Origin of the sequence: Haloferax marinum (assembly GCF_009674625.1) — an archaeon.
In the GTDB taxonomy this organism is placed as follows: Archaea; Halobacteriota; Halobacteria; order Halobacteriales; family Haloferacaceae; genus Haloferax; species Haloferax marinum.
The window spans coordinates 639,379-661,417 of the sequence record NZ_WKJQ01000001.1 but is presented as its reverse complement, the minus strand read 5'-3'; the positions used below and the strand labels follow the sequence as shown (position 1 = coordinate 661,417).

Annotated in this window: 26 protein-coding genes; 16 read left to right on the top strand and 10 right to left on the bottom strand. The window is 61.9% G+C overall.

Features of this window, described 5'->3' with window-relative positions; genetic code table 11:
* The first annotated feature begins 47 nt into the window (after window positions 1-47).
* Window positions 48-860 (top strand): HD domain-containing protein, encoded by an 813-nt coding sequence (locus tag GJR99_RS03355; protein WP_151109260.1) that lies wholly within the window; start codon window positions 48-50, stop codon window positions 858-860.
* A 66-nt stretch (window positions 861-926) separates the two neighbouring features.
* Here GJR99_RS03355 and GJR99_RS03350 read toward each other — a convergent pair whose 3' ends face one another.
* The 3 genes from GJR99_RS03350 to GJR99_RS03340 all read right to left on the bottom strand — a co-directional run bounded on the left by GJR99_RS03350 (window position 927) and on the right by GJR99_RS03340 (window position 2,449).
* Window positions 927-1,835 (bottom strand): mechanosensitive ion channel family protein, encoded by a 909-nt coding sequence (locus tag GJR99_RS03350; protein ID WP_151109258.1) that lies wholly within the window; start codon window positions 1,833-1,835, stop codon window positions 927-929.
* On the bottom strand, window positions 1,832-2,080 hold the full coding sequence (locus tag GJR99_RS03345; protein WP_151109257.1) for a YhbY family RNA-binding protein: 249 nt from the start codon (window positions 2,078-2,080) through the stop codon (window positions 1,832-1,834). Before GJR99_RS03345 ends, GJR99_RS03350 begins: the two co-directional genes overlap by 4 nt.
* Window positions 2,081-2,173: 93 nt before the next feature.
* Window positions 2,174-2,449: a ribonuclease P protein component 4 gene (locus GJR99_RS03340; RefSeq protein ID WP_151109256.1), complete on the bottom strand. Its 276-nt coding sequence runs from the start codon at window positions 2,447-2,449 to the stop codon at window positions 2,174-2,176.
* A 156-nt stretch (window positions 2,450-2,605) separates the two neighbouring features.
* Between GJR99_RS03340 and GJR99_RS03335 the strand changes: the two genes are divergently transcribed.
* Both GJR99_RS03335 and GJR99_RS03330 read left to right on the top strand, forming a co-directional pair.
* The gene (locus GJR99_RS03335) at window positions 2,606-3,667 is read left to right on the top strand and encodes a glycosyltransferase family 4 protein (RefSeq protein WP_151109255.1); all 1,062 of its coding nucleotides are present in this window, start codon (window positions 2,606-2,608) and stop codon (window positions 3,665-3,667) included.
* A gap of 69 nt (window positions 3,668-3,736) precedes the next feature.
* Entirely contained in the window at window positions 3,737-4,837 is a 1,101-nt protein-coding gene (locus GJR99_RS03330; protein ID WP_151109254.1) for a glycosyltransferase, read from the top strand.
* A 27-nt stretch (window positions 4,838-4,864) separates the two neighbouring features.
* Here GJR99_RS03330 and GJR99_RS03325 read toward each other — a convergent pair whose 3' ends face one another.
* Window positions 4,865-5,278 (bottom strand): hypothetical protein, encoded by a 414-nt coding sequence (locus GJR99_RS03325; protein WP_151109253.1) that lies wholly within the window; start codon window positions 5,276-5,278, stop codon window positions 4,865-4,867.
* A 111-nt stretch (window positions 5,279-5,389) separates the two neighbouring features.
* Complete coding sequence (locus GJR99_RS03320; protein ID WP_151109252.1) at window positions 5,390-6,136, bottom strand: DUF2797 domain-containing protein; 747 nt, start codon at window positions 6,134-6,136, stop codon at window positions 5,390-5,392.
* Window positions 6,137-6,345: 209 nt separating this feature from the next.
* On the opposite strand from GJR99_RS03320, the gene GJR99_RS03315 reads away from it, so the two are divergent.
* Window positions 6,346-7,485: a S8 family peptidase gene (locus GJR99_RS03315; protein ID WP_151109251.1), complete on the top strand. Its 1,140-nt coding sequence runs from the start codon at window positions 6,346-6,348 to the stop codon at window positions 7,483-7,485.
* Window positions 7,486-7,545: 60 nt separating this feature from the next.
* Entirely contained in the window at window positions 7,546-7,905 is a 360-nt protein-coding gene (locus tag GJR99_RS03310; protein WP_151109250.1) for a BsuPI-related putative proteinase inhibitor, read from the top strand.
* Window positions 7,906-7,992: 87 nt separating this feature from the next.
* On the opposite strand, the gene GJR99_RS03305 is transcribed toward GJR99_RS03310, so the two are convergent.
* Together GJR99_RS03305 and GJR99_RS03300 are read right to left on the bottom strand one after the other, a co-directional pair.
* Window positions 7,993-8,928, bottom strand: coding sequence for an NAD-dependent epimerase/dehydratase family protein (locus tag GJR99_RS03305; RefSeq protein ID WP_151109249.1), 936 nt, complete (start codon window positions 8,926-8,928; stop codon window positions 7,993-7,995).
* A gap of 81 nt (window positions 8,929-9,009) precedes the next feature.
* Window positions 9,010-9,906: an SDR family NAD(P)-dependent oxidoreductase gene (locus tag GJR99_RS03300; RefSeq protein ID WP_151109248.1), complete on the bottom strand. Its 897-nt coding sequence runs from the start codon at window positions 9,904-9,906 to the stop codon at window positions 9,010-9,012.
* A gap of 122 nt (window positions 9,907-10,028) precedes the next feature.
* On the opposite strand from GJR99_RS03300, the gene GJR99_RS03295 reads away from it, so the two are divergent.
* From GJR99_RS03295 to GJR99_RS03265, 7 genes are all read left to right on the top strand, one after another.
* The gene (locus GJR99_RS03295; RefSeq protein ID WP_151109247.1) at window positions 10,029-10,571 is read left to right on the top strand and encodes a tRNA (cytidine(56)-2'-O)-methyltransferase; all 543 of its coding nucleotides are present in this window, start codon (window positions 10,029-10,031) and stop codon (window positions 10,569-10,571) included.
* Window positions 10,572-10,752: 181 nt separating this feature from the next.
* The gene (locus GJR99_RS03290) at window positions 10,753-11,283 is read left to right on the top strand and encodes a transcription factor (RefSeq protein WP_151109246.1); all 531 of its coding nucleotides are present in this window, start codon (window positions 10,753-10,755) and stop codon (window positions 11,281-11,283) included.
* Window positions 11,284-11,286: 3 nt separating this feature from the next.
* Entirely contained in the window at window positions 11,287-11,964 is a 678-nt protein-coding gene (locus tag GJR99_RS03285) for a DUF2110 family protein (RefSeq protein ID WP_151109245.1), read from the top strand.
* 4 nt (window positions 11,965-11,968) lie between these two features.
* Window positions 11,969-12,733 carry a DUF5803 family protein gene (locus tag GJR99_RS03280; RefSeq protein ID WP_151109244.1) on the top strand — a complete coding sequence of 255 codons (765 nt, stop codon included), beginning with the start codon at window positions 11,969-11,971 and terminating at the stop codon, window positions 12,731-12,733.
* 63 nt (window positions 12,734-12,796) lie between these two features.
* Window positions 12,797-13,489 (top strand): competence/damage-inducible protein A, encoded by a 693-nt coding sequence (locus tag GJR99_RS03275; protein ID WP_151109243.1) that lies wholly within the window; start codon window positions 12,797-12,799, stop codon window positions 13,487-13,489.
* 322 nt (window positions 13,490-13,811) lie between these two features.
* The gene (locus GJR99_RS03270; RefSeq protein WP_151109242.1) at window positions 13,812-14,876 is read left to right on the top strand and encodes an ATP-NAD kinase family protein; all 1,065 of its coding nucleotides are present in this window, start codon (window positions 13,812-13,814) and stop codon (window positions 14,874-14,876) included.
* Window positions 14,877-15,027: 151 nt separating this feature from the next.
* On the top strand, window positions 15,028-16,059 hold the full coding sequence (locus tag GJR99_RS03265) for a phosphate signaling complex PhoU family protein (protein ID WP_151109241.1): 1,032 nt from the start codon (window positions 15,028-15,030) through the stop codon (window positions 16,057-16,059).
* A gap of 9 nt (window positions 16,060-16,068) precedes the next feature.
* Here GJR99_RS03265 and GJR99_RS03260 read toward each other — a convergent pair whose 3' ends face one another.
* Both GJR99_RS03260 and GJR99_RS03255 read right to left on the bottom strand, forming a co-directional pair.
* The gene (locus tag GJR99_RS03260; RefSeq protein WP_191967062.1) at window positions 16,069-16,521 is read right to left on the bottom strand and encodes a DUF7528 family protein; all 453 of its coding nucleotides are present in this window, start codon (window positions 16,519-16,521) and stop codon (window positions 16,069-16,071) included.
* 136 nt (window positions 16,522-16,657) lie between these two features.
* Window positions 16,658-17,866, bottom strand: coding sequence for an LEA type 2 family protein (locus tag GJR99_RS03255; protein WP_151109240.1), 1,209 nt, complete (start codon window positions 17,864-17,866; stop codon window positions 16,658-16,660).
* Window positions 17,867-18,057: 191 nt separating this feature from the next.
* On the opposite strand from GJR99_RS03255, the gene GJR99_RS03250 reads away from it, so the two are divergent.
* Genes GJR99_RS03250 through GJR99_RS03240 form a run of 3 tightly spaced genes read left to right on the top strand, consistent with a single transcriptional unit; the run spans window position 18,058 to window position 18,991 of the window.
* Window positions 18,058-18,240, top strand: coding sequence for a DUF7525 family protein (locus tag GJR99_RS03250; protein ID WP_151109239.1), 183 nt, complete (start codon window positions 18,058-18,060; stop codon window positions 18,238-18,240).
* Window positions 18,241-18,291: 51 nt separating this feature from the next.
* Window positions 18,292-18,516 carry a DUF7123 family protein gene (locus GJR99_RS03245; protein ID WP_058573606.1) on the top strand — a complete coding sequence of 75 codons (225 nt, stop codon included), beginning with the start codon at window positions 18,292-18,294 and terminating at the stop codon, window positions 18,514-18,516.
* 43 nt (window positions 18,517-18,559) lie between these two features.
* On the top strand, window positions 18,560-18,991 hold the full coding sequence (locus GJR99_RS03240; protein ID WP_151109238.1) for an SRPBCC family protein: 432 nt from the start codon (window positions 18,560-18,562) through the stop codon (window positions 18,989-18,991).
* 584 nt (window positions 18,992-19,575) lie between these two features.
* Here the strand turns inward: GJR99_RS03240 and GJR99_RS03235 are convergent.
* Entirely contained in the window at window positions 19,576-21,102 is a 1,527-nt protein-coding gene (locus tag GJR99_RS03235; protein WP_151109237.1) for an aldehyde dehydrogenase family protein, read from the bottom strand.
* Between the two features lie 165 nt (window positions 21,103-21,267).
* Between GJR99_RS03235 and GJR99_RS03230 the strand changes: the two genes are divergently transcribed.
* Window positions 21,268-21,987: a helix-turn-helix domain-containing protein gene (locus GJR99_RS03230; RefSeq protein WP_151109236.1), complete on the top strand. Its 720-nt coding sequence runs from the start codon at window positions 21,268-21,270 to the stop codon at window positions 21,985-21,987.
* Window positions 21,988-22,039 lie beyond the last annotated feature (52 nt).

Here is a 22,039-nt window from a genome sequence, read left to right as displayed (position 1 = left end):
ACCGCACTGCCCAGACCTTTTTTCTCGCTGGAACCACCATCTGACGCATGGCAGATTCTGAAGATAGTCTCAACGGTGGCCGAGTCTACGACCCCGACGCGGACCACTCGTTCCCCGACGAGAAACTCAACGAAATACTCCCTGTCCTCCTCGAAGACGAAGAGATACGAACCCTCCTCGAAGCCCAGAACGTCAACGCGGTCACGCGGAAAGGCTACAACGACCACGGACCGAAGCACATCGAAATCGTCCGCAACCGTGCGCTCCGTCTCTACGACCTGCTCAAGCGCGGTGGCTGTGAGTTCAACGGCGCGGCAGACGAAGGACTCGACGAAGCAGACGAAGCAGTCATCGTCGCACTCGCGGCGCAGTTACACGACATCGGGCACATCGTCCACCGCGACGACCACGCCTACTACTCTATCCCACTCGCGTCGGACGTTCTCGACCGGTTCCTCCCGCAGTTCTACGACGTCGCCGACACGGTTCGAATGAAAGCCGAGGTTCTCCACGCGATTCTCACACACCACCGCGAAGAAGACCCGCTCACGCTCGAAGCAGGCGTCATTCGCGTCGCCGACGCCCTCGACATGGAACGTGGCCGGTCACGTATCCCCTACGAGAAAGGTGGGCGAGGAATCAACACGCTCTCCAGTCGGGCGATTCGCAACGTGTCGCTGAAAGAGGGCGACGACAAGGCCGTTCTCGTCGAAATCGAGATGGTGAACGCGGCGGGCGTCTACCAGGTCGACAACCTCCTGAAGGCGAAACTCGACGGGTCGGGTCTCGAAGACCACGTCAAAATCGTCGCTGTCAACACGCGGTCCGAAGACCAACTCGTCGAGCGTATCGAACTCTAACGTCGACAACGAGTGCTCTTCGTCACGAGTCGAGACAGAACAAAAACGAGGTCTGGATAGCCGAACTCAGTCGTTCGACTGGACGAGGCGGTCCATCCCGCCGATGGAGAGTTCGCCACTGAGCGTCCGGTTCGGGTAGGGGATGTCGATTCCCTCCTCGTCGAACCGACGTTTTACTGCCGTCACGTACTCGCCACGCGTCTTGACGAAGTCGGCGCGACTGGGGTCTGCAATCCAGATACGCGACTTGAGCGTGACAGACGAGTCACCCAGTTCGGTCAATCGGACCGACGGGGCGGGGTCGTCCATGATTCCGTCGTGCTTTTCGGCCTCTTCGATGATGATGTCGGTCGCCAGTTCGATGTCGTCGTCGTAGCCGATTCCGAACGGCACCTGCAGACGGAGTTTGTTCTTCGCGACGGGGTTCTTGATGACGCCGTCGGTGAGTTGCGAGTTCGGCACGGTGAGCAGTTCGTTGTCGAACGTCCGAACACGCGTCACGCGGAAGGAAATGTCCTCGACGACACCGGAGTTGCCGTCCCACTCGATCCAGTCGTTGATACGGAACGGTTTGTCGGTGAAGATGAAGATGCCCGCGACGAAGTTCGCGATGACGTCCTGCATCGCGAAACCAATCGCGAGTGTCGCCGCAGCACCGATGGTCGCCAGCGACTGCAGGAAGCTCCCGAGGCCGGCGAATCCGAACCCGACGGCGACGGCGACGAACCCCGTGACGAGCGACACGAGCTTCATCAGCGGTTTCTGGGCGTGTTCGTCAGCACCGCGCTTGTCGAGGATGCGCCCGACTACGGACGACAACACCGCCTTGCCGACGATGTAGACGACGACGAACGCGATGATGAAGCCGAGAACTGTTCCGAGCGTCCCCGCGTATGGGATGTTCTGCTGTGCGAGGATTCGGCCAATCACACCACCGTCACTCTGCAACTGAAGTGGAAGTACGAGTGCGTTCATCGGTGGAACACTGCGGTCTTCCCCCGTGTCTCTATCAGTTCGGCGTTCACTCGCTCTGCGAGGTCTTCGGCCGCTTCGTCGACGGTCGTCCCGCCCAGCGAAGCACGGAGGAACTTCGCTTTGACGAGATTACGTTCGGCCAACTGGTCGTTCAACTCGCCGGCAACTGCCTCGATACCACTTTTGCCTACCCAGACGGTCACGTCGAGGTCGTGGGCTTCCTTTCGTAGGTCCTGCGTGTTCATGCGTGGACTCCACTACGTGCGAAAGGACTTCAACCGTAAGGATTTACCGGCGGGTTGTCGGTGACTCACACGTTTTCCCGGCCGACACCGCCGTCAGTACGGATATCGCTTGGTCTCACCGCAGTCACATCGGACGACGACGTGGCCACCGGCCTGCGTCCGAACGCGGGCGTTGGTGCCCGGAATGAGATACGCATCGCACTTGTCACAGGTAAAGCGGCGGAACTTCTTCGGCAGACCACAGCGATTCCGCTCTGCGACGCGGCGGGCGAGACGGACGTACTCGCGGGCACGTTCGTGGTCACCCTCGGCGGCCGCGTCGTGGGCCAACTGGTGGAGTCGGTCGATACGCTCCTCCGCGATGCTCATGATAGGTGGGGAGAGTGGCCGAGGCATAGGCGTTCCGAACTGTCGGAGAGAACCACGCGACCGGAACGCCGAACAGACCACGCGACTGGGACGACTGGAGAGCCCTCCGACTCGAAAGCCGGTAGGGTCAAATCCCACCCACAAGAACGCACGAACGTGCGCGTCTTGAACTACCTCGAGTTCGCCTCGCAACTCGAACGGAGCGGTATCGGAACCTCCACCGACCAACAGCGGGCGGCCCTCTCTACCACCGACGTGGACGTGATTACCTCGCCGTGGCCGGAGTCCGTCTCGGCGGGCGTGAGCGAACTCCTCGGAGGTGACTGCGTCTTCCGCGACTACGACGTGGCCCACTGCAACCTCATCGGGCCGGGCTCTGTCGCCGTCGCCAGACACGCCAAGCGGAACGATATTCCACTGGTCCTCCACTCACACGTCACTCGCGAGGACTTCGCCGAGAGTTTCCGCGGGTCCAACGCTATCGCACCCGCGCTCGGGAAGTATCTCAAGTGGTTCTACTCGCAGGCAGACGTGGTTCTGTGTCCGTCCAACTACACCAAGCGAATCCTCGAATCGTATCCGGTCGATGCACCGATTCGACCGATTTCGAACGGTGTCGACGCCGAGGCTCTCGAAGGGTTCGAAGAGTTCCGCGACGAGTATCGAGAGGCGTACGACCTCGACGGGATGACGGTGTTCCTCGTCGGCAACGTCTTCGAACGGAAGGGCCTCACCACGTTCTGCAACGTCGCCAAGGCGACCGACTACGACTTCGCGTGGTTCGGACCGTACGACACGGGCCCACACGCGTCGAAGAAGGTCAAATACTGGGTCGAAAACGCTCCGGAGAACGTCACCTTCACCGGGTGGATAGACGACATCCGCGGCGCATACGGCGCAGGAGACGTCTACCTCTTCCCCACGAAGAACGAGAACCAGGGCATCGCCGTCCTCGAAGCGATGGCCTGTGGGAAAGCAGTCGTCCTCCGCGATATCCCCGTCTTCGAGGAGTTCTACACCCACGGCTACGACTGTCTGAAGTGCGAGACGGACGAGGAGTTCGCTCGCGCGCTCGAACTGCTCGAAAACGACCCCGACCTGCGCCAGCGACTCGGTGAGAACGCCCGGAAGACGGCCGCCGAACACAGTCTGGACCGCGTCGGTGACCGACTCGTCGAGACGTACGAAGACGCACTCGCTGGGGAACTCGACGCGTAACTTCGAGACTGCCTCGCATACCAGCGGAAAGTCACAACAGTTTATCCGGTTCGCCTCACAGCACTGGCCATGCAGTCGGTCGCCGCCTTCACCGACACGTATCTGCCGACCGTCAACGGCGTCACGTACACGATTCAGACGTGGCGCGAGCGGTGGCAACGCCGCGGTGGCCGCATGGACGTCGTCTTCCCGAAGGACGACGCCTACTCGCCAGAGGTCGGAGAATACCCAGTCAGGAGCCTTCCGTTCCCGTTCTACGACGGAATGCGCGTCGGTGCACCTCGAGTTCCAAGCGACGTCGACGACGTCGACATCGTCCACGCGCACACGCCTTTCGGCCTCGGACTGGCAGGCCTCCGCCTCGCTCGTCGGCACGAACTCCCGCTCGTCGCAACCTATCACACGCCGACCGGCGAGTACGCAGAGTATCTCAGTTCGGTAGAGGTCATCGAACGCGGCGTCGAACGAACCGCCGAACGATACGAACGGTGGTTCTTCGACCGCGCAGACGCCGTCATCGTCCCCAGCGAGGACGCGAAGCGACGCCTCCGAAACGAAGTCGGCGTCGACACCGAAATCGTCGTCCTCTCGAACGGCATCGACATCGAACAGTTCGCTCCGGTCGACGGCGACGAGTTCCGCGCGCGGTACGAACTCGGTGACGGTCCGCTCGTCGGCTACACGGGACGACACGGCTACGAAAAACACCTCGGCGAACTCGTCCGTGCCGCTGCCGACCTCGACGCGACACTCGTCTTCGGTGGAGACGGCCCCGCGCGTGACGAGTTAGAAGCACTCGCCGCAGACCTCGACGTCGACGCTCGGTTCCTCGGCTTTCTGGACCGAGAGGAACTCCCGGCGTTCTACTCCGCGCTCGACGTGTTCGGCTTCCCAAGTCCGGTCGAGACGCAAGGCCTCGTCGCACTGGAAGCCAACGCCTGCGGGACGCCAGTCGTCGGCGTGAACGACGGAGCCCTCGAAGATACGGTCGTGGATGGCCAGACGGGCTATCACTACGAGTCAGGTGATATCGATGGGTTCCGTCACGGTATCCAGCGAGCACTCGCCGAACGCGACGAACTCAGTGCTCAGTGTCTGGAGCGCCGTGACGAGGTGAGCGTCGAACATTCGGTCGATAGACTCGCGGCGCTCTACGACCGACTCGGGTGACAGAAATAGACCGACTGTGAAACCGCTTCAGTCGCGGTTCTCGAGCGCGTCGGCGATGCGCCGAAGTTCGCGGTTCACGTCGCGGACCTCGTCGCGGAGTTGTCGGACTTCGCGGACGAGTGCTTCGTTGTCGCCGCCACGCTGTTCTTCTTCGCGCTGAGCGCCGGGAGCGCCGCCCATGCCGCCGGGGCCGCCGGCACCGCCGCCCATCATGCCGCTCATCATCTGTGCGAAGGGGTTGCCGCCGCCCATGCCGCCACCCATGCCGCCGGGACCGCCGCCCATCATCTCTTCGGGTGACGGTCGCTCGCCGTTTTCTCGTTCTTCTTCGCGTCGCTTGCGAATCTCTTCGACCCGCTCACGGAACGACTTCTCTTCGCCGTCGTCGGATTCAGATTCGTCGGGTGCCTGCGTCTCGTCTGCGGGTTCTTCGTCAGCCATAGTCGCGGATTAGCCGTCCACCCGGAAAGTGCTGACGGTCTCTGAGAGGACACACCATAGCCTCACCGTGCCCACAGCGAAGAACGAAAGAGACGAGCGCTGAGTGCTTCGCTACGAAAACGCACCCAGACTCGACTGCAGATTCCGGTCGGTCCCACCATCCTCCAGTTCGTAGCCGACGAGCGAGCGCATGTCGACGGCGTAGGTGGTTCCGAGATGGTCGACGACGAGTACACGACCTTTCACGCCGCGGACCGTCCCCGTCGCGATGGTCTCTGCGACTGGGCTATCCGTGAGGCCGAGGCCGTAGTCGAACTCGAACGTGTCGATGGGGTCGAATTCGGAGAGGAGGCGGTTCCACGCCTCGGTGTCCACGTCGCGGCCGAACCCCGAAACTTTCGTCGGCACGCGGACCCGGTCAGTGAGTCGGGTCGCGAGTTCTGCTTCGTACTCGCGGGCGATTCGGCCGTCCGAGAAGGTCCGAACGTGTGCCGCGAGGTCCGCACCCTGCTCACGGAGTCGTGTCTCCAGTCGCCACAGACGGGTGACACCGACTTTGAACGTGTCGGGGGCGAACGCCGCGAGGTAGACGGCGTGGTCTTCGTAGCAGTCCATCTCGTCTTTGAGGCACGTCCCTGTGCACTTCGCACAGACCCACGTGCTCTGGTGGTCGTCGCAGTACGGCGCACGGGTGTTTGGACACGAGATGTGAGTCCCGTCGTGCATGGTCCCGGCGCAGTGCCGGGATTCGAGGCGATAGTCGAGTTCGGTTCCGGGGGCGAGTTCGACCGAGTCGAGGCCGTCGCTCGTCGAAACGTAGAGCGCGGGCGTCCCAGTATCGTAGCCGACGACCTGCACGAATCGTGGTAGGAATCGGTGGTAGAAAGGTGTCTCGTTACCGGGTACGGCTACCCGTGGTCGGCCGTTCGACTGCGCTTCCGACCGACCTCGGTCGCTCTTTCGGGAGCTGGGTCCGTAGTTCGTGGTGACTGACTCTACCGAGACATCGCTGAGTTGGATAGTTGGCCAACAGAATTATGTCAACGTGTCACACTTTCTTGTTCGTCATGGTATATCGTGACCCCAAGACACGACGTGACGTACTGAAAGCGGCGGGCGCGGCCGTCGCGACAACCGGGCTCGCTGGAATGGCGTCGGCAACGCCGGGCACTGTCGAGGTCAACGTCGGCTACAGCGACGACAGCGGCAAGCGCGCGGCGGTGGCCGAGGCGGACCAGGTCGTCCGAGAGTTCAACTTCGACGCGGTGACGGTCCGGGTCAACGAGAACGCGGTCGCAGGCCTGCGCAAGCGCCCCGACGTGCGCTACGTCGAGGTCAACGGAACGATGCACGCACTGGCCCAGCAACTCACCTGGGGCATCGACCGCACAGACTCAGAAGTCGCCCACGCGAACGGCGACACCGGGGCGGGCGCCGACATCGCTATCCTCGACACCGGAATCGACTCGGACCATCCGGACTTGCAGGCGAACCTCGGCGCGGGCAAGGCGTTCGTCAAGTCACGGGGGCCGTACGCGGAGGCGTGGGACGACGACAACGACCACGGCACCCACTGCGCGGGTATCGCCAACGCAGACGACAACAGTCAGGGCGTCAAGGGCGTCTCCACCGAGGCGACGCTGCACGCCGTGAAAGTGCTCGACAAGCGCGGGTCGGGGAGTTTCTCCGACATCGCCGCCGGTATCGAGTACACCGCAGACCAGGGCTGGGACGTGGCGTCCATGAGCCTCGGGGCCTCCTCGGGTTCCCAGACGGTGAAGGACGCCTGCACGTACGCCGACGACCGCGGCGTCTTCCTCGTCGCTGCGGCGGGTAACTCTGGGCCGTGTACGGACTGTGTGGGCTACCCCGCCGCGTACAGCGAGTGCATGGCGGTGTCCTCCTCGGCGAGCGACGACTCGCTGTCAGGGTTCTCTTCGACTGGTCCCGAGGTCGAAATCGTCGCACCCGGAACGGACATCTACTCCACGGTTCCCGGCGGCTACGACACCTTCTCGGGCACGTCGATGGCGACGCCGCACGTCGCCGGTGCCGCCGGACAGTTGATGGCCAACGGCTACACGAACGCCGACGCTCGCTCGCGACTCAAGAGTACAGCAGAGGATATCGGACTCGCGTCGAACGAACAGGGAAGCGGACTGCTCGACACGGCCGCCGCACTCGGCTACGATTCGAGCGACAACTGACTCTCCCAGGTCTCGGTGGCGACCTGTAGTTTCTTTTTCGTGGCCCCCACAGGCGAACGTATGAGTGACCCACTCGTCGCCACGCTGACAGTCGCTCCGATGGCCGAGGACGTGTCGCTGACGCTGATTCTGACGGTCGAGAACACTGGACGAGAGCAACAGGACCTCTCGTTCGCGGACGGCCAACGCGCGGAGTTCGTCGCCGTCGACGACGAGGGGTCGGAGGTGTGGCGCTGGAGCGACGGGCGGATGTTCGCGATGGCGCTCGGGAGGGAGACGCTCGCGCCCGACGAGTCGGTCACCTACGAAGCAGAGTGGTCGTCACCACCCGCCGGCGAGTACGAGGTCACCGGGTCGCTTTCGGCCACCGACGCCGACGCGTCCGCCACGATGACAGTCGTGGTTCCCGAACAGGGGTGAGTGGGAACAACTGAGGGGTGAGTGGGAACAACCGAGCGGTGAGTGGGAACAACTGAGGGGCGACCGGACGGTCGTACCGTCCGGGACTCAGGACAGTTCTTCGTACAGTTCTTCCGTCGCTCGGCGGACGGCGTCGTCGCTCGACCCGTCTGGTTCCCACCCGAGTGCGGAGAGTTTCTCGACGGAGAGGCGCATCTTGGGGACGTCGCCGGTCCATCCGCGGTCACCGCCGGTGTACTCGTAGTCGGGGTCGAGTCCCATCACGTCGGCGACGATGTTCGCGATTGTCGTCACCGACGTCGTCGTCCGCGTGCCGAGGTTGTAGACGTTGTAGTCGCGTTCGGCGTGTTCGACGACGTGGCACATCGCCTCGATGCAGTCTTCGACGTGCAGGTAGGACTTCTCCTGGCGGCCGTTGCCGAGGATTTCGAGCGTCTCTGGGTCTTCGAGCAGTTTCTCGATGAAGTCTGGGATGACGTTGCCGCGCTGTTTCGGCCCGACGATGTTGGCGAAGCGGTACATGTAGACGGTGAAGTCGTAGGAGTGGGCGAACGTCGAGAGGAGCGCCTCGTCTGCGAGTTTGGCAGACCCGTAGATGCTGATGGGTTCGAGTGGTGCGTAATCTTCGGGCGTCGGCCGTGGGGCCTCGCCGTAGATGGTCGAAGACGACGTGAAGGCGATGTTCGTCACGCCCACCTCTTGCATGCGTTCGAGGATGTTGTACGTCATCTCGGTGTTCTCCTCGAACAACTGTCGAGGGTCGTGGTAGTTCGTGTCCGTGTAGGCGGCGAAGTGGAAGACGATGTCGAGGTCTTCGGTCACGACGCCGGCCACGTCGTCTTCGTCCGTCATGTCGGCTTCGACGAACTCGACGCCGTCTGGGACGCGTTCGCGGGTCCCTTTCGACAGGTCGTCCGCGACGACGACGTCGTTGTCGTCCGCGAGATAGGCGGCGATGTGAGAGCCGACGAGACCTGCACCCCCGGTTACGAGGACGCGTTTGTCGGAGAGTTCGAGAGACATATTTCAGATGAGTTTACCTATCGGTAAGTCCGTTTCCCCTCACTTTCGACGACGGTCACTCGGTGGCCGGCCCAGCAGACGTCACGACCACGTGACTCCCGTGAGGTCCTCGCTCATCTTCCACAGTTCACTGGCGAGTCGGTCGTCGGTCGCTATCGGTGCGGGTTCTTTGGGCGCACAGTCGGAGAAGTACTGGCCAGTGACGCCCTCGACGTCGGGTGATGCGGCGAGGTAGACTGACGTCTCAGCACCAGTCGCCGGTGTGTCGATGACGCGGCGGGTGAGCGGTTCCGGAAGGCGTTCGAGCAGACCGACTGCGAGACGGATGGGGATGGACGCGTCGCGCCAGAGTTGACTCGCCGGTACCAATCCGGGGTGACAGCAGTTCGCCGTCGGGCCGTCGAACCGGCGTGCGAGTTCGACGGTAAAGAGGATGTTCGCCAGTTTCGACCGGGCGTAGGCGTCGAGGCCGTCGTAGTCGTCCACTGTCGTCACGTCGAAGGAACCGTCTGCGCGTGGATGAACGCCCGACGAGACGGTGACGACGCGACCATCGTCGGGCAACAGGTCCCGTAGGTCGAGTGTGAGGACGAACGGTGCGAGATGGTTGATTGCGAACGTCCGTTCGACGCCATCGTCTGTCAACCGCCCCTCCGAGAAGTTCGCGGCGGCGTTGTTCACCAGGATATCGAGACGGTCGGTTCGGGCTCGAATCTCGGCAGCGAGGCGGTGAACTGTCTCGACTTCCGAGAGGTCGGCGCGGAAGAAGATGGCGTCCCCTCCGGCGTCGTCGATGGCCGACGCGACTTGTCGGCCAGCGTCTCGGTCGCGACCGTGGACGAAGACAGTCGCGCCGAGTCGGCCCAGTGCGAGTGCCGTCTCGCGACCGATACCCGAGGTGGACCCGGTGACGAGTGCAGTTCGGTCCGACAGGTCGACCCACTCGACGCCGGCGCCAGCCTCCGGGGTGTTACTCATAGTCTGCGGTGGGTCGCCATCGGTAATAAACCTCAGGCGTGTGATGAGACGCGTGAGCGAAGGTGTCGAAGCGGCGCCGACGTTCCGAAAGCACCACTTTCCCCCGTGGTCTTCGGAGAAGCATGCAAGACGAACCCGAAGTCGCCGTCCTTCGGTACGGACACCGACCGGGACGAGACGACCGGATGACCACGCACGTCGGACTCACCGCCCGCGCGCTCGGTGCGGACCGGGTCATCTTCCCCGACAACGCGGGGCAGTCGCTGGAGACCGTCGAAGACATCACCGGCCGGTTCGGTGGACCGTTCACCGTCGAACTCACCGAGGCGCTCAACGGCGTCATCCGCAACTGGGACGGGAAAATCGTCCACCTGACGATGTACGGCGAGCGCGTCCAGGACGTCGAAGCCGACATCCGCGAGGCGCACGCCGACGAACCCATCCTCGTCGTCGTCGGTGGCGAGAAAGTCCCCTTCGAAGTGTACGACGAAGCAGACTGGAACGTCGGCGTGACGAACCAACCGCACTCGGAAGTCGCAGGGCTCGCCGTCTTCTTAGACCGACTGTTCGACGGGCGCGAACTCGACCGTGAATGGAAAGACGCCGAGAATACGGTCGTACCGATGGAGACTGGGAAGAAGGTCGTTCCAGCGGACGAGGAGTGACCGGCACGGGGACGAGGAGTGACCGGCACGGGGACGTGGAGTGACCGGCACGGAAGGACGAAAAGTGAACGTCGTTCCGGAAACTTCCGGGTAGGGAGCGGGAATCGACGCCTCTGCGGGCGGTTCTCCATGTGCGTGAGAGTAATAAGACTTAATGGCGTTCCTGACGCCATTTTCGACAATGGCTTTTGAGGAGTTACTGAACGACCCTGTTATCCAGAAGTACCTCCACGAGTTGGTTGGGCCGACGGGGATGCCAGTCGCAGCGGCACCCCCGGACGGCGAGGTCACCGACGAAGAACTCGCAGAAGAGCTCGGCTTAGAGCTCAACGACGTTCGTCGCGCCCTCTTCATCCTCTACGAGAACGACCTCGCGTCGTATCGTCGCGTCCGCGACGAGGACTCTGGATGGCTCACCTATCTCTGGACGTTCCACTACGAAAACATCCCGGAGAACCTCGAAGAAGAGATGTACCGGCTTCTGGAGGCGCTCGAAGAGCGTCTCGACTACGAACGAAACCACGAGTTCTATCTCTCTGAACCCGCCGGTATCCGCTTCGAGTTCTCCGAAGCGATGGAACTGGGCTTCCAGTGTCCCGAGACCGGCGCACCGCTCGAACCGATGGACAACGCCGACCTCGTCAACGCGATGGAGCACCGAATCGACGAACTCCGAGACGAACTGAACGTCGAAGTGACGGGTACGAACTAATCGATGGTTGTACTCGCAACGAAGTGCTACATCGACGGCGAAGCGCGTGACCGCGCCCTCGACAGCCTCACGTCGCTCGTCGCGAACGACATCGGGAGCCTCGACGTAGACTACGACATCGGTATCCGCGACGACGACTTCATCTCTGTGACCGTCACGGGCGACGACGAAAACGTCGCGCGCAACGTCCTCCGCGAGGAGTGGGGCGAAGTTACCCCGCACCTCTCTGCCGGTGAGACGTACGTCGGAACGCTCGAACACTGGGACGACGACGGGTTCGTCCTCGACGCCGGACAGGAAGTCCGCATTCCGACCGAGGAACTCGGTCTGGGTCGCGGGTCTGCAGTGCAGATTCGTGACCGGTTCGGCCTCGTCCAGCACATGCCGCTTTCGTTCGTCTACGGCGGCGACGACGAGCCATCTCGTCTGGCCGACGAGACGGTCGACATGCTATACGACTGGACACGTGGGAGCGGTCGCGTCAACGTCAACAGCGCCACTCGCGGCGAAGTTCGTGCGACGGTGAACCGCGCCGGCCACGCAAACGACATCGTCACGGTCGAACGACTCGGTCTCCTCGAACAGAGTATCGTCTGCAAAGACCAGACCGACCCGCCGGGGCTCCTCGCCAGCATCGGGTCGTACCTGCCCTCGGAACTCAAGGCAGTCATCGGCCAGTAAGACGATGAACAGGCGACTCCTCGTTGGTATTGTTGGACTCGCCCTCCTCCTCGTCACCGCAGGGTGTCTCGGTGGCACGTCCTCCGTCTCGGACGACCGACTCGACACCGACCCCGCCGAATCGTACCGGTGGGCTGCCGACACGGACGCACACATCACCGTTCAGGAGAACGGCCGGTTCCGTGCCGTCTACGACGTGAACGAGTCTTCTCTCGAACTCTACCGATTCGACGGGTTCGGCAGTCGGACACCTCTGCAGGTGGAATCGCTGCGCTATCGGTACGCCAACGGAACGGTGATTAACGGCTCGGAACTGAAAGCCCGTGGTGGGAGCGTCACCCAGAACAGACGAGTCACGAACGTCACGCTCCCGGCAGACGCGAACAGCGACGGAAAAGTCGCGTTCACCTCGTCGTCGACGCCGAAGCGGTTCTCGCTTCCAGTCTTCGTCGAAGGGTCGTACGAAGTCGTCCTGCCACCGGACCGACGCGTGAACTTCCCGATATTCGGGTCCGTCCGCCCGTCCGGGTACGACACTGAAATCGTCGACGACCAGCTACACATCACGTGGCCCAACGTCTCAGACGGGAGTATCGTCGTGCAGTTCTACCTCCAGCGCGACCTCGGAATCTTCGCCGCCATCGCGGCCATCTCGATACTCGTCGGTGGTGCGGGGATTCTCTACTACCGACGGCAAGTCGAGGAGCTTCAGAGACGGCGCGAAGAGCTCGGCCTCGACGTCGAAGGCGGCGACGGGAAGAACCGATAGGCCCGTTGCCCGCGGGTTTCCGGTGCGGACGCCTTTTTGCCTGTCACGACCCTATCCTGGAATATGCAAGCCGCCGTAGTCACCGTGGGAGACGAACTTCTCGCAGGCGACACAGAGAACACGAACGCGACGTGGTTGTGTAAACAACTGACCGACCGCGGCGTCTCCGTCGAACGAGTGACGACGGTCCCGGACCGCATCGGCGACATCGCCCGCGTCGTCAACGAGTACCACGCGGAGTTCGACAGCGTCGTCGTCACCGGTGGACTCGGACCGACACACGACGACGTGACGATGGACGCCGTCGCCGCGGCGTTCGGCCGCTCGATGGAACGAAACGAGGAGGCTGCCGTCTGGTTAGAGACGAACGGTGGGTACTCGGCGAACGACCTGGTCGAAGGGACGACGGACCTCCCTGCAGGCGCACGGATGCTCCCGAACGACGAAGGCGTCGCTCCCGGTGCAGTCGTCGGGTCGGTCTACGTCCTGCCGGGCGTCCCCCGAGAGATGAAGACGATGTTCGAACGAATCGCAGACGAGTTCGCCGGGGAGGCGACACACGTCAGATACGTCCACACGTCGGACCCCGAGAGTTCACTCATCGAACGCTTCGAGGAGATTCGAGAGAAGTTCGACGTGACCGTCGGCAGTTACCCCGGCGACCACGTCCGTGTGAAACTCTCGGCGGCAGACGAGGCTACCGTCGATGAGGCGGCGGAGTGGCTCGAAAAACGAGTCGAGCGGTACGAGGCGTAGCGAGGCGTAGACCGGTCAGCGCTGGAGGTACCAGAGCCACCCGACGGTCATCAGGATACCCACGATGAGCACGGTCGCGGCCGTCTCAGACATCGGAAGAACCTGCTCGGCTGCTTCTAACGGAATCATAGATGACAATTGCCCCGACCCGTCCTTAAACAATGAGGTTTTGGCGAAACTCAGGAGTCGCTGAATACGTGGTCTCGCGCAGTCGAGTCGAGACGAGGCACTCGTGGGGCCGTCCAAGACCACACGCCGAGAGAGTGCCGTGTGCCACATCCCCATCGCGGTGCTTTTGACGCGGGCGAGGATTCGTTTCGATATGCGAATTGGTGTCGTCGTCAACCCCGTGGCGGGAATGGGTGGTCGCGTCGGGTTGAAAGGAACCGACGGGAAGGTCCAAGAGGCCAGAGAGCGCGGGGCAGAGCCTCGGGCACCGGGCCGTGCCGAACGAGCACTCGCCCAGTTGTACGACGCCGCGCCCGAGACGGAACTCCTCGCGTGGGGTGACCCGATGGGTGCGTCGCTCGCCAGGAGCGTCGGGTTCGACCCCGAGGTTCTCGGAGGACCGAGTGACGAGGAGACCGACGCCACAGACACCATCACCGCCGTCGAAGCCTTCGTCGATGCAGGAGTGGACCTCGTGTTGTTCGTCGGTGGTGACGGAACCGCGGCCGACGTCGCCGAGGCACTCGACGGGAGCGAGGTTCCGATGCTCGGCGTCCCTGCCGGTGTGAAAGTCTACTCGTCTGTGTTCGCCGTCTCGCCCGAAGACGCCGCCGTGATTGCGACCACGTTCGAGCGAACCGAACCCCGAGAGGTCATGGACATCGACGAAGACGACTACCGCGCTGGCGAGATTCATCCAGAACTCCGTGCAGTCGCGCAGGTCCCCGTCGCCGAGGACCTCCAATCGTCGAAACAGACCAGCACCGGAACCGTCGAAGCACTCGCCGCGGGTGTCGCAGACGATATCCGTGCCGAGACGGGCGTCACGTACGTCCTCGGTCCCGGAAGTACCGTCGGCGCGGTCAAAGACGAACTCGGCATCGACGGGTCACCACTCGGTGTCGACGTCTATCGCGACGGCGAACTCCTCGTCCGCGACGCGACGGAAGCCGAGATTCTCGAACAGCTCGGTGAGACGAACGTCATCGTCGTCACGCCGATCGGCGGACAAGGATTCATCTTCGGGCGTGGAAACCCGCAACTCTCCCCCGACGTAATTCGGCGGTGTGACGTCTCCGTCGTCGCCTCACGGTCGAAACTCGACACCATCCCGGTCCTCCGCGTCGATACCGACGACACCGTCCTGGACGAAGAACTCCGTGGGTGGACGAAAGTCCGGGTTGGCCGGGTCGAACGGCGAATGATGCGAATCGAGTGAGCGATTTACCGGCCTCTCTGTCGCGTACAGGGGGCCTTGTTTCGAGAATCACTCTAGTACATGTTATGCTGTGTAAGGAGAGATGAACATCATTGTTCACTAAGGTTGGCATATAGTGGGATTTAAGGTCATTGAAAGGGTGAGAACCACCATGGAGACCCGGAAAGTCCAGCGTCTGGGACCCTCTACGCTGGCGATGACGCTCCCAGCGGAGTGGGCCAAAGAACACAACGTCGACAAGGGCGACGAAGTGTCCATTCGCACAAGTGGAAAAGGAACACTGACCGTCCTCCCCGAGTCAGTGAGCAACGAAGATTCGAAAGCAACGATTCGAGCGGACAACCTCAACGCGGAGGCACTCGAACGGGCAATCGTCGCACAGTACGTGCTCGGGCGGCGTGTCATTCACATAGAAAAGAGCGAAGGCGCGCTCGACTCCGACCACATCAACGCCGTCTACAAGGCCGAGACACAACTCATGGGTCTCGGTGTCATAGAGGAGACCCCCGAACGAATCGCGATTCGCTGTTCGGTCGACGCCGAGGACTTCACCCTCGACAACCTCCTCGAACGACTGGAGAACACGGGCAGTACGATGCGCGGAGAGGCCATCAAGGCGCTCGCACACGGCAACCCCGACCTCGCACAGCGAGCACTCAACCGCGAACGGCAGGCGAACAAGATTTTCGTCCTCCTGCTTCGCCTCATCTTCACCTCGTACCAGAACCCGAACCTCGCACGGGCCGTCGGACTCGACTCAGGGTTCCCCCTCATCGGCTACCGCGCGGTGGCGAAGAACCTCGAACTCACCGCCGACAACGCCGAAGACATCGCCAACATCGTCATGGACGCCGATGGACACACCATCGACGTGGACCAATCGACGATGCGGCGCATCCGTGAGTTCACCGACCACGTGGACGAGATTACGAACACCGCAGTTCGTGCCGTCGTCGAACGCGACTACGACCTCACTATCGAGTGCCGAGAACTCTACCGGGAGATCGGTGACCGCGAGCGCGACATCCTCAACGACCTCCCCGAGATGGAAAACGAGAAACTCCTCCAGATTCGCGAGGTCCTCGTCAGTCTCCAGCAGACGGCACAGTACGCGATGCGGAACGCCGAAATCGCGGCGAACCTGGCGCTCAACGAAGAGTCAGAACACGTCACGCTCGACTGAGAACGCGACTCAGTCGGCGACTATCTCTACTTCCTTTCTCTCGCTTCTGCTTTCGACGCGCTTGGATTCTTTCTCGCCGGTCAGTGGGTTCCGACTGGCGATTCGGCAGTCGAACGCCGGGTGCTCACCCAGATGGCGGATTATCATGTGTCGCCGCGACCCGGTGATGCCGGTCCGCCCGACGTCTTCTGCGGTAAACTCCTCCGGGAGTCGATGGTACAGGCGTCGCAGTTCCTCGAAACTGGTGAACACTTTCGCGTTTCCGGTGGAATCTGCACCGCGCCTGGAGACGACGTAACTCCCGTCCTGCCGGTACTCGCCGGCCGTCCGGAAGAATTCGCGTTTTTCAGTGAGTGCCGAACCAATCGCTTCCTGCAGGTCGGCAGCAGCGTCACGAGACAGTTCACAGGTCTGGCCGCCGATAGTGAGGACGATGGCTTCGTCGTCGCTTTCGACGGTCACAGGGTTCTCATCACGGGAGAAGAACTCGATCAGGAGCGTGGGTACTCCGTGTCATATTCAGTGCTATCGTGGCACGAGGTAAAGAGTTGTCGGCTTGGACAGGATTCACCATCGCCGACGATGTGTGGCCGCTGAACTACAACAACCCGTCGTCTGTGGTCGTCTCGCCACCGTCGTCGGTGGTCGTGGTCGTGTCTGTGGTCGTCTCGCCACCGTCGTCTGTCGTCGTGGTCGTGTCTGTGGTCGTCGGTTCGGAGGTCGTGGTTGGTTCAGCGGTGGTCGTCGTGGTTGCCGTGCCCGCCTCCGTCGTCGTCTCTGATTCGGTCGTCGTTGTGTCCGACTCCGTCGTCTCAGACGACTGGGTGGTCGTCTCCCCGGCCGAGTCGGAACTCGACGACTTGGTGCCGAAGATGTCCGTCTCGAACGTCTTCTCGTAGGTCAGTGGGTCCAGCGGGACGGTGAACGTCGTGCCTCCGGCGTCGAGTTTTGCGTAGAAGTCGATGCGGAGGTCAGTCGTCTGGTTCCGTTCGAGGTGTGAGACCCACCACTCGTCGAGTCTCTCGTTTTCGATATACGTCGTCGCCTCGATGGTCTTCGTCGAGTGGGGCTGGATGACGTATTCGGAGTCGGTCGTCCCTTCGCCGACGTCGACGTCGTTCATCGAGATGTCGTAGCCGAGTTCCGAGACGGCGACGGGGTACGGTTTGGGGTTGTGGACGACGAAGGTGAGTTCCAGTGCCGTCCGGTTCTGGGTCGACGCACCCCACTCTGCGCTCGTCTCGTTGACGTAGAGGACGGGGTCTGAGACGACTGTGGCGTTTGCGTTCACCTCTCTGGTCTCGGTGGAGTTGAACGCAGAGAGCAGGTCGGTGTCGATACTGCGGGTTATCTCCGGCGCGTCGAAGGTCTTCCCGAGTGTCTCGGAGGTGACCGACGCATCGACTGTGAGTGTCGTGTGCTCACCGTGTTGGATGTGTGAGACCCACCACGCCGGGATGCGGTCGTTCGCGAGCGTCGTCTGGAGTGGGATTGCGGTGTCTCCTGTTCCGACAGAGACACCGTCTTTGTCTCCATCTGCCATACCCAGGCCGTTCATGTACACCGCGTAGTCGACGCTGACACCCGAGAGATTCGCCGAAATCGGGTTCGGGTTTTCGACGTCGACCTCAGACTCGATGACTGTCGACGTCTCGTTGACGCTGGCAAACTGGTTGTCTACGCCCTCGACGCTCGGTGCGCCGAGAACGCCCGTGGCGAAGGCACCACCGAGAGCGCCTGCACCCACGAGGAACAAGAGGAGGGCGGTTCGGAGTCGACTGCCGAACAGTAGACTTGTAAGTCCCATCGTCCTGTGGCACAGGCTACTAGTACAAATGTCGAATGGCCTGTGACGACAGTGACACGTGTGCGCATTACACAATTCGGGGCTGGTTCACGCGCCAATGGCGTATCGTGCTCGGGTCACCCCCGATGTGACAGTCTCTCACGGCAACCGCTGTCGAATAAACTAAGTGCGCACCCGAAACATGCTCAGATATGGAAACTGAGACCGTACAATCCGACAAGTCCATCGGCTTTACCGCGTTGTTCGGCGTCCTCACGGTCGTCGGCGGCGGCCTGATGGTTGCGGGACCAGACCAACTGACGCAGGCACTCGGCTTCGCCGTGGCAATCATCGCCGCTTCGCTGGCCGTCTCCGGTGCTCACCTGTTCCAGTAGTCAAGAACACAAGTAACCGTTAAGAGCGCACATTCCCTAGACGGTTCGAGAATGACCGAGTACACCGACGAGGAACAACGCATTATCGCATACCTCCGCGATAGCGTTAGCCGCGGAGAGGGGTACTTCCGGGCAAAGAATATCGCGGAAGCTATCGGTCTCACCGCAAAGCAAGTTGGCTCTCGTCTCCCGCATCTGGCCGAGAAATCAGAAGACGTCGAAATCGAAAAGTGGGGTCGCGCGCGCTCGACGACGTGGCGTGTCACCCTGAGCTAAACCGATTCCGCGGGTTTTTACTACCGAGGTGTGACGTACTCTCATGACCGTCCGCGTGAAACGAACGTTCGAGTTCGACGCTCCCGTCGAAGATGTCTGGGAGTTTATCGCCGACCCAGCAAAGCGAGCGGGAGCGATTAGTGTCGTCGAACGGTTCGACGTCGCTGCAGACGGCCGCCGGGCGACGTGGTATCTCGAACTGCCGATTCCACTCATCCGGTCGACTGCCAAAGTCGAGACCGAAGACGTCGCCGTGGACGAGCCGACACACGTCAAATTCGTCGGCCGGTCACGGGTGATGCGCGTCACGGGCGAGCACACGATCGAACCGGCCGGCGACGGATGCCGACTCGTCAACGAGTTCGTCGTCGATGGTCGACTCCCAGGCGTCGAGACGTTCTTCGAGCGCAACCTCGACCGAGAACTCGACAACCTCGAAGCGGCCCTTCGACGAGAACTCGAACCGACGGCGTAAACCTGTCAGTTAGACTGGTTCGACGCACGGTATGCAGTGTTACGGTGGGTTTATACACCACCACTCCTTAGCGTGAATCGCCGACGCAATAGGCGCTTTTCTCGCCAGACGTCGGCGACTCCACATCCGCCGCACTCGCTGCAACGTATCGGGGTCCGTTGTGGCGCCTAACGACGTGGCCACGTCGTTACCCGCCCCCAAGCCCGGAGGGGGCACTCCCCTCGTCTCACTTCGCCAACTGGTGATACGAGATTCGCGAAGGGCCGCTCCCTTCGCACACTTTCACGCTTCTGAGTCGAGACACTCGTCGTCTGACGAGTTCTGTACCGATGGTTACGACGGGTTTTTCAACGCCGGAGTCTCACCTTTGGACGAAGCAAGAGATTTTCGACGTAGGATACCGAAAATCTCGCGCTTCAATGCTTCAGACGAACAGTGTACCCGGACGCAACGATATACTTCGAGAGCGACACGCACGTCTGGGACCAAGCGTGGCAGTTCGTCGTTTCGACTCAGGATGGGCAGTTCCGAGACGGCAAAAAAGTGGGTCGTGACCGCTCAGTCGAGCGGCTGAACGAGAGAGCTTACTCGTCGTCTTTCGTCTTGATGTCCGCGGAGAGACCCTGTGCCATGCGAATCTCCTTGGAGTTGTTGAGCGTCCACGCGGTGCGCTCGGTGACAGCCTCGATGATTTCGCGGGCCGAGGGGTAGCCGTTACCGGACTTCTTCACACCGCCGAACGGCAGGTGGACCTCTGCACCGATACACGGGAGGTTCCCGTAGGCGAGGCCGACTTCGGCGTTGTCGCGGTAGTAGTTGATCTGGCGGTAGTCCTCGGAGATAACCGCGCCGGCGAGGCCGTAGTCGGTGTCGTTCTGAATCTCGACTGCTTCCTCGATGTCACCGGAGTACTTGAGCAGGGCGACGTGAGGACCGAAGACTTCCTCGTGGGTGCAACGCAGGTCTTCTTTCGCATCGGCTTCGTAGACGAACGGGCCGACCCAGTGACCGTCTTCGTGGCCGTCTGGAATCTCGTCGTCGTCGAGTTCGGTCCGGTCGACGAGGACGTTCACGCCTTCTTTCTTGGCGAGTTCGGCGTAGCTTTTGACCTTCTCTTTGTGGCCTTCCTCGATGAGGGGGCCCATGAAGGTGTCTTCGCGGAGTGGGTCGCCGACGGAGACTTCCTTCGCGAGGGCGACGTAACGCTCTTTGAACTCGTCGTAGACGTCTTCGTGGACGACGAGGCGCTCGGAGGAGACACAGCGCTGGCCGGTCGTCTTGAACGACGACATCACGGCGGAGTGGACGGCGATGTCGAGGTCCGCCTTCTCCGTGATGACGATGTTGTTCTTGCCACCCATCTCACACGCGGAGAGTTTGCCGGGTTGCTGGGCGACCTTGCTCGCGACTTCGTGACCGACCTCTGCGGACCCCGTAAAGAGGACCGTATCGACGCGTTCGTCGTCGACGATGGAGGCACCGGCGTCACCGAAGCCCTGTACCATGTTGAACACGCCGTCCGGGATACCGGCGTCTTCGAACATCTCGGCGATGATTTGGCCACACCACGGCGTCTGTTCGGCGGGTTTCCAGACGACGGTGTTGCCCTCGACGAGTGCGACGGCCATGTGCCAAAACGGGATGGCGACCGGGAAGTTCCACGGCGTGATACAGCCAACGACACCGCGGGGCTTGCGGCGCATGTAGGCGTCTTTCGCAGGGATTTCGGAGGAAATCACGTCGCCCTTGGGGTGACGGGCGTCGCCAGCGGCCCACTCGACCATGTGGTACGCCTCGATGACGTCGGCGCGGCCTTCGGAAATCTCCTTCCCACACTCTTTGGTGACGACCTCTGCGAGTTCCTCGGTGCGGTCACGCAGTTCGTGGTAAATCTCCCACATGTACTCTGCGCGGTCGATGTGCGAGAGTTCGCGCCACTCTTCGTACGCTGCGTCTGCCGCGTCAGCAGCGACGTCGATGTCTTCGGGAGTGCCGCGTCGGAACGTTGCCAGCGTCTCGCCGGTCGCTGGGTTCTCGCTCTCGAACGTCTCCGACCCGGAGCCGTCTGTCCATTCTCCGTTTATATAGTGCTGATAAACATCCTGCGTCATGTGGTGGTAGTTGCGGAACTACCATTAATAACCCAGGCACCTCCCATGGGAGGGTGGACCCACTATATGGAGGCCAGAATCGACACCTTCGCTCGGACAGATTCTATTGACACGTTCGTCGTGTCCATAGACAACGTCTTACATTCGCACATACTACCCGGCACCATGAGCGAGCGCATGGCAGGCCAAGGCACGCGCCTGACGCTCGACCTCTGGCATCCGAACTGTTGGGCAATAGAGGCGACAAGTGACTACTCCGGCGGCATCCTTGCACACGCAATCTACGACGCGCCGACGGCGGGTATCGAACGGACGAATGGTCTCTTCACTGCATACGGTGACTCCATCGAGGAAGTTCAGGAACTTCTCGACGTAATCGCCGACTCGGCGTTGACCGGGGACGTCCTCGAACTGCAGGAGCGTTTCGACACTCGGGGTCGGCAGGCGACCCCTGGGTCGGTGGCCCGAGAGTTCTTCCTCGAATACGACCCCGGAGATATGATCAACCCACATCTGCTCCAGCAGGGGTTCGTCCACAGTGCCCCGACACGGATAGAAGACGGACGAGAGGAGTGGCAGGTCTGGTTCCCCGGCGAACGCGGAGAGATACGAGAGCGGATTCAAGCCGTCATGGACAACAGCGGGGCAGATATCCACGTCGAATCAATCACCTCGGCAGAGAGTGCCGAGCCCGAACGTGAACGTCGACTCGACACGCTCACCGAGAGCCAGCGACAGGCGTTCGAACTGGCCCGCGAGGAAGGATACTACCGCTGGCCGCGCGAGGTTTCGACCCGCGAACTCGCGTCGATGCTCGACATCTCGAAGACGACCCTGCTCGAACACTTACGAAAGGCCGAATCGAAGCTCCTCGACCCACAGTAGACGACTCGAAACGGGAATCCGATTCTGTCGAAATATTTGTGTCTTATAGGTT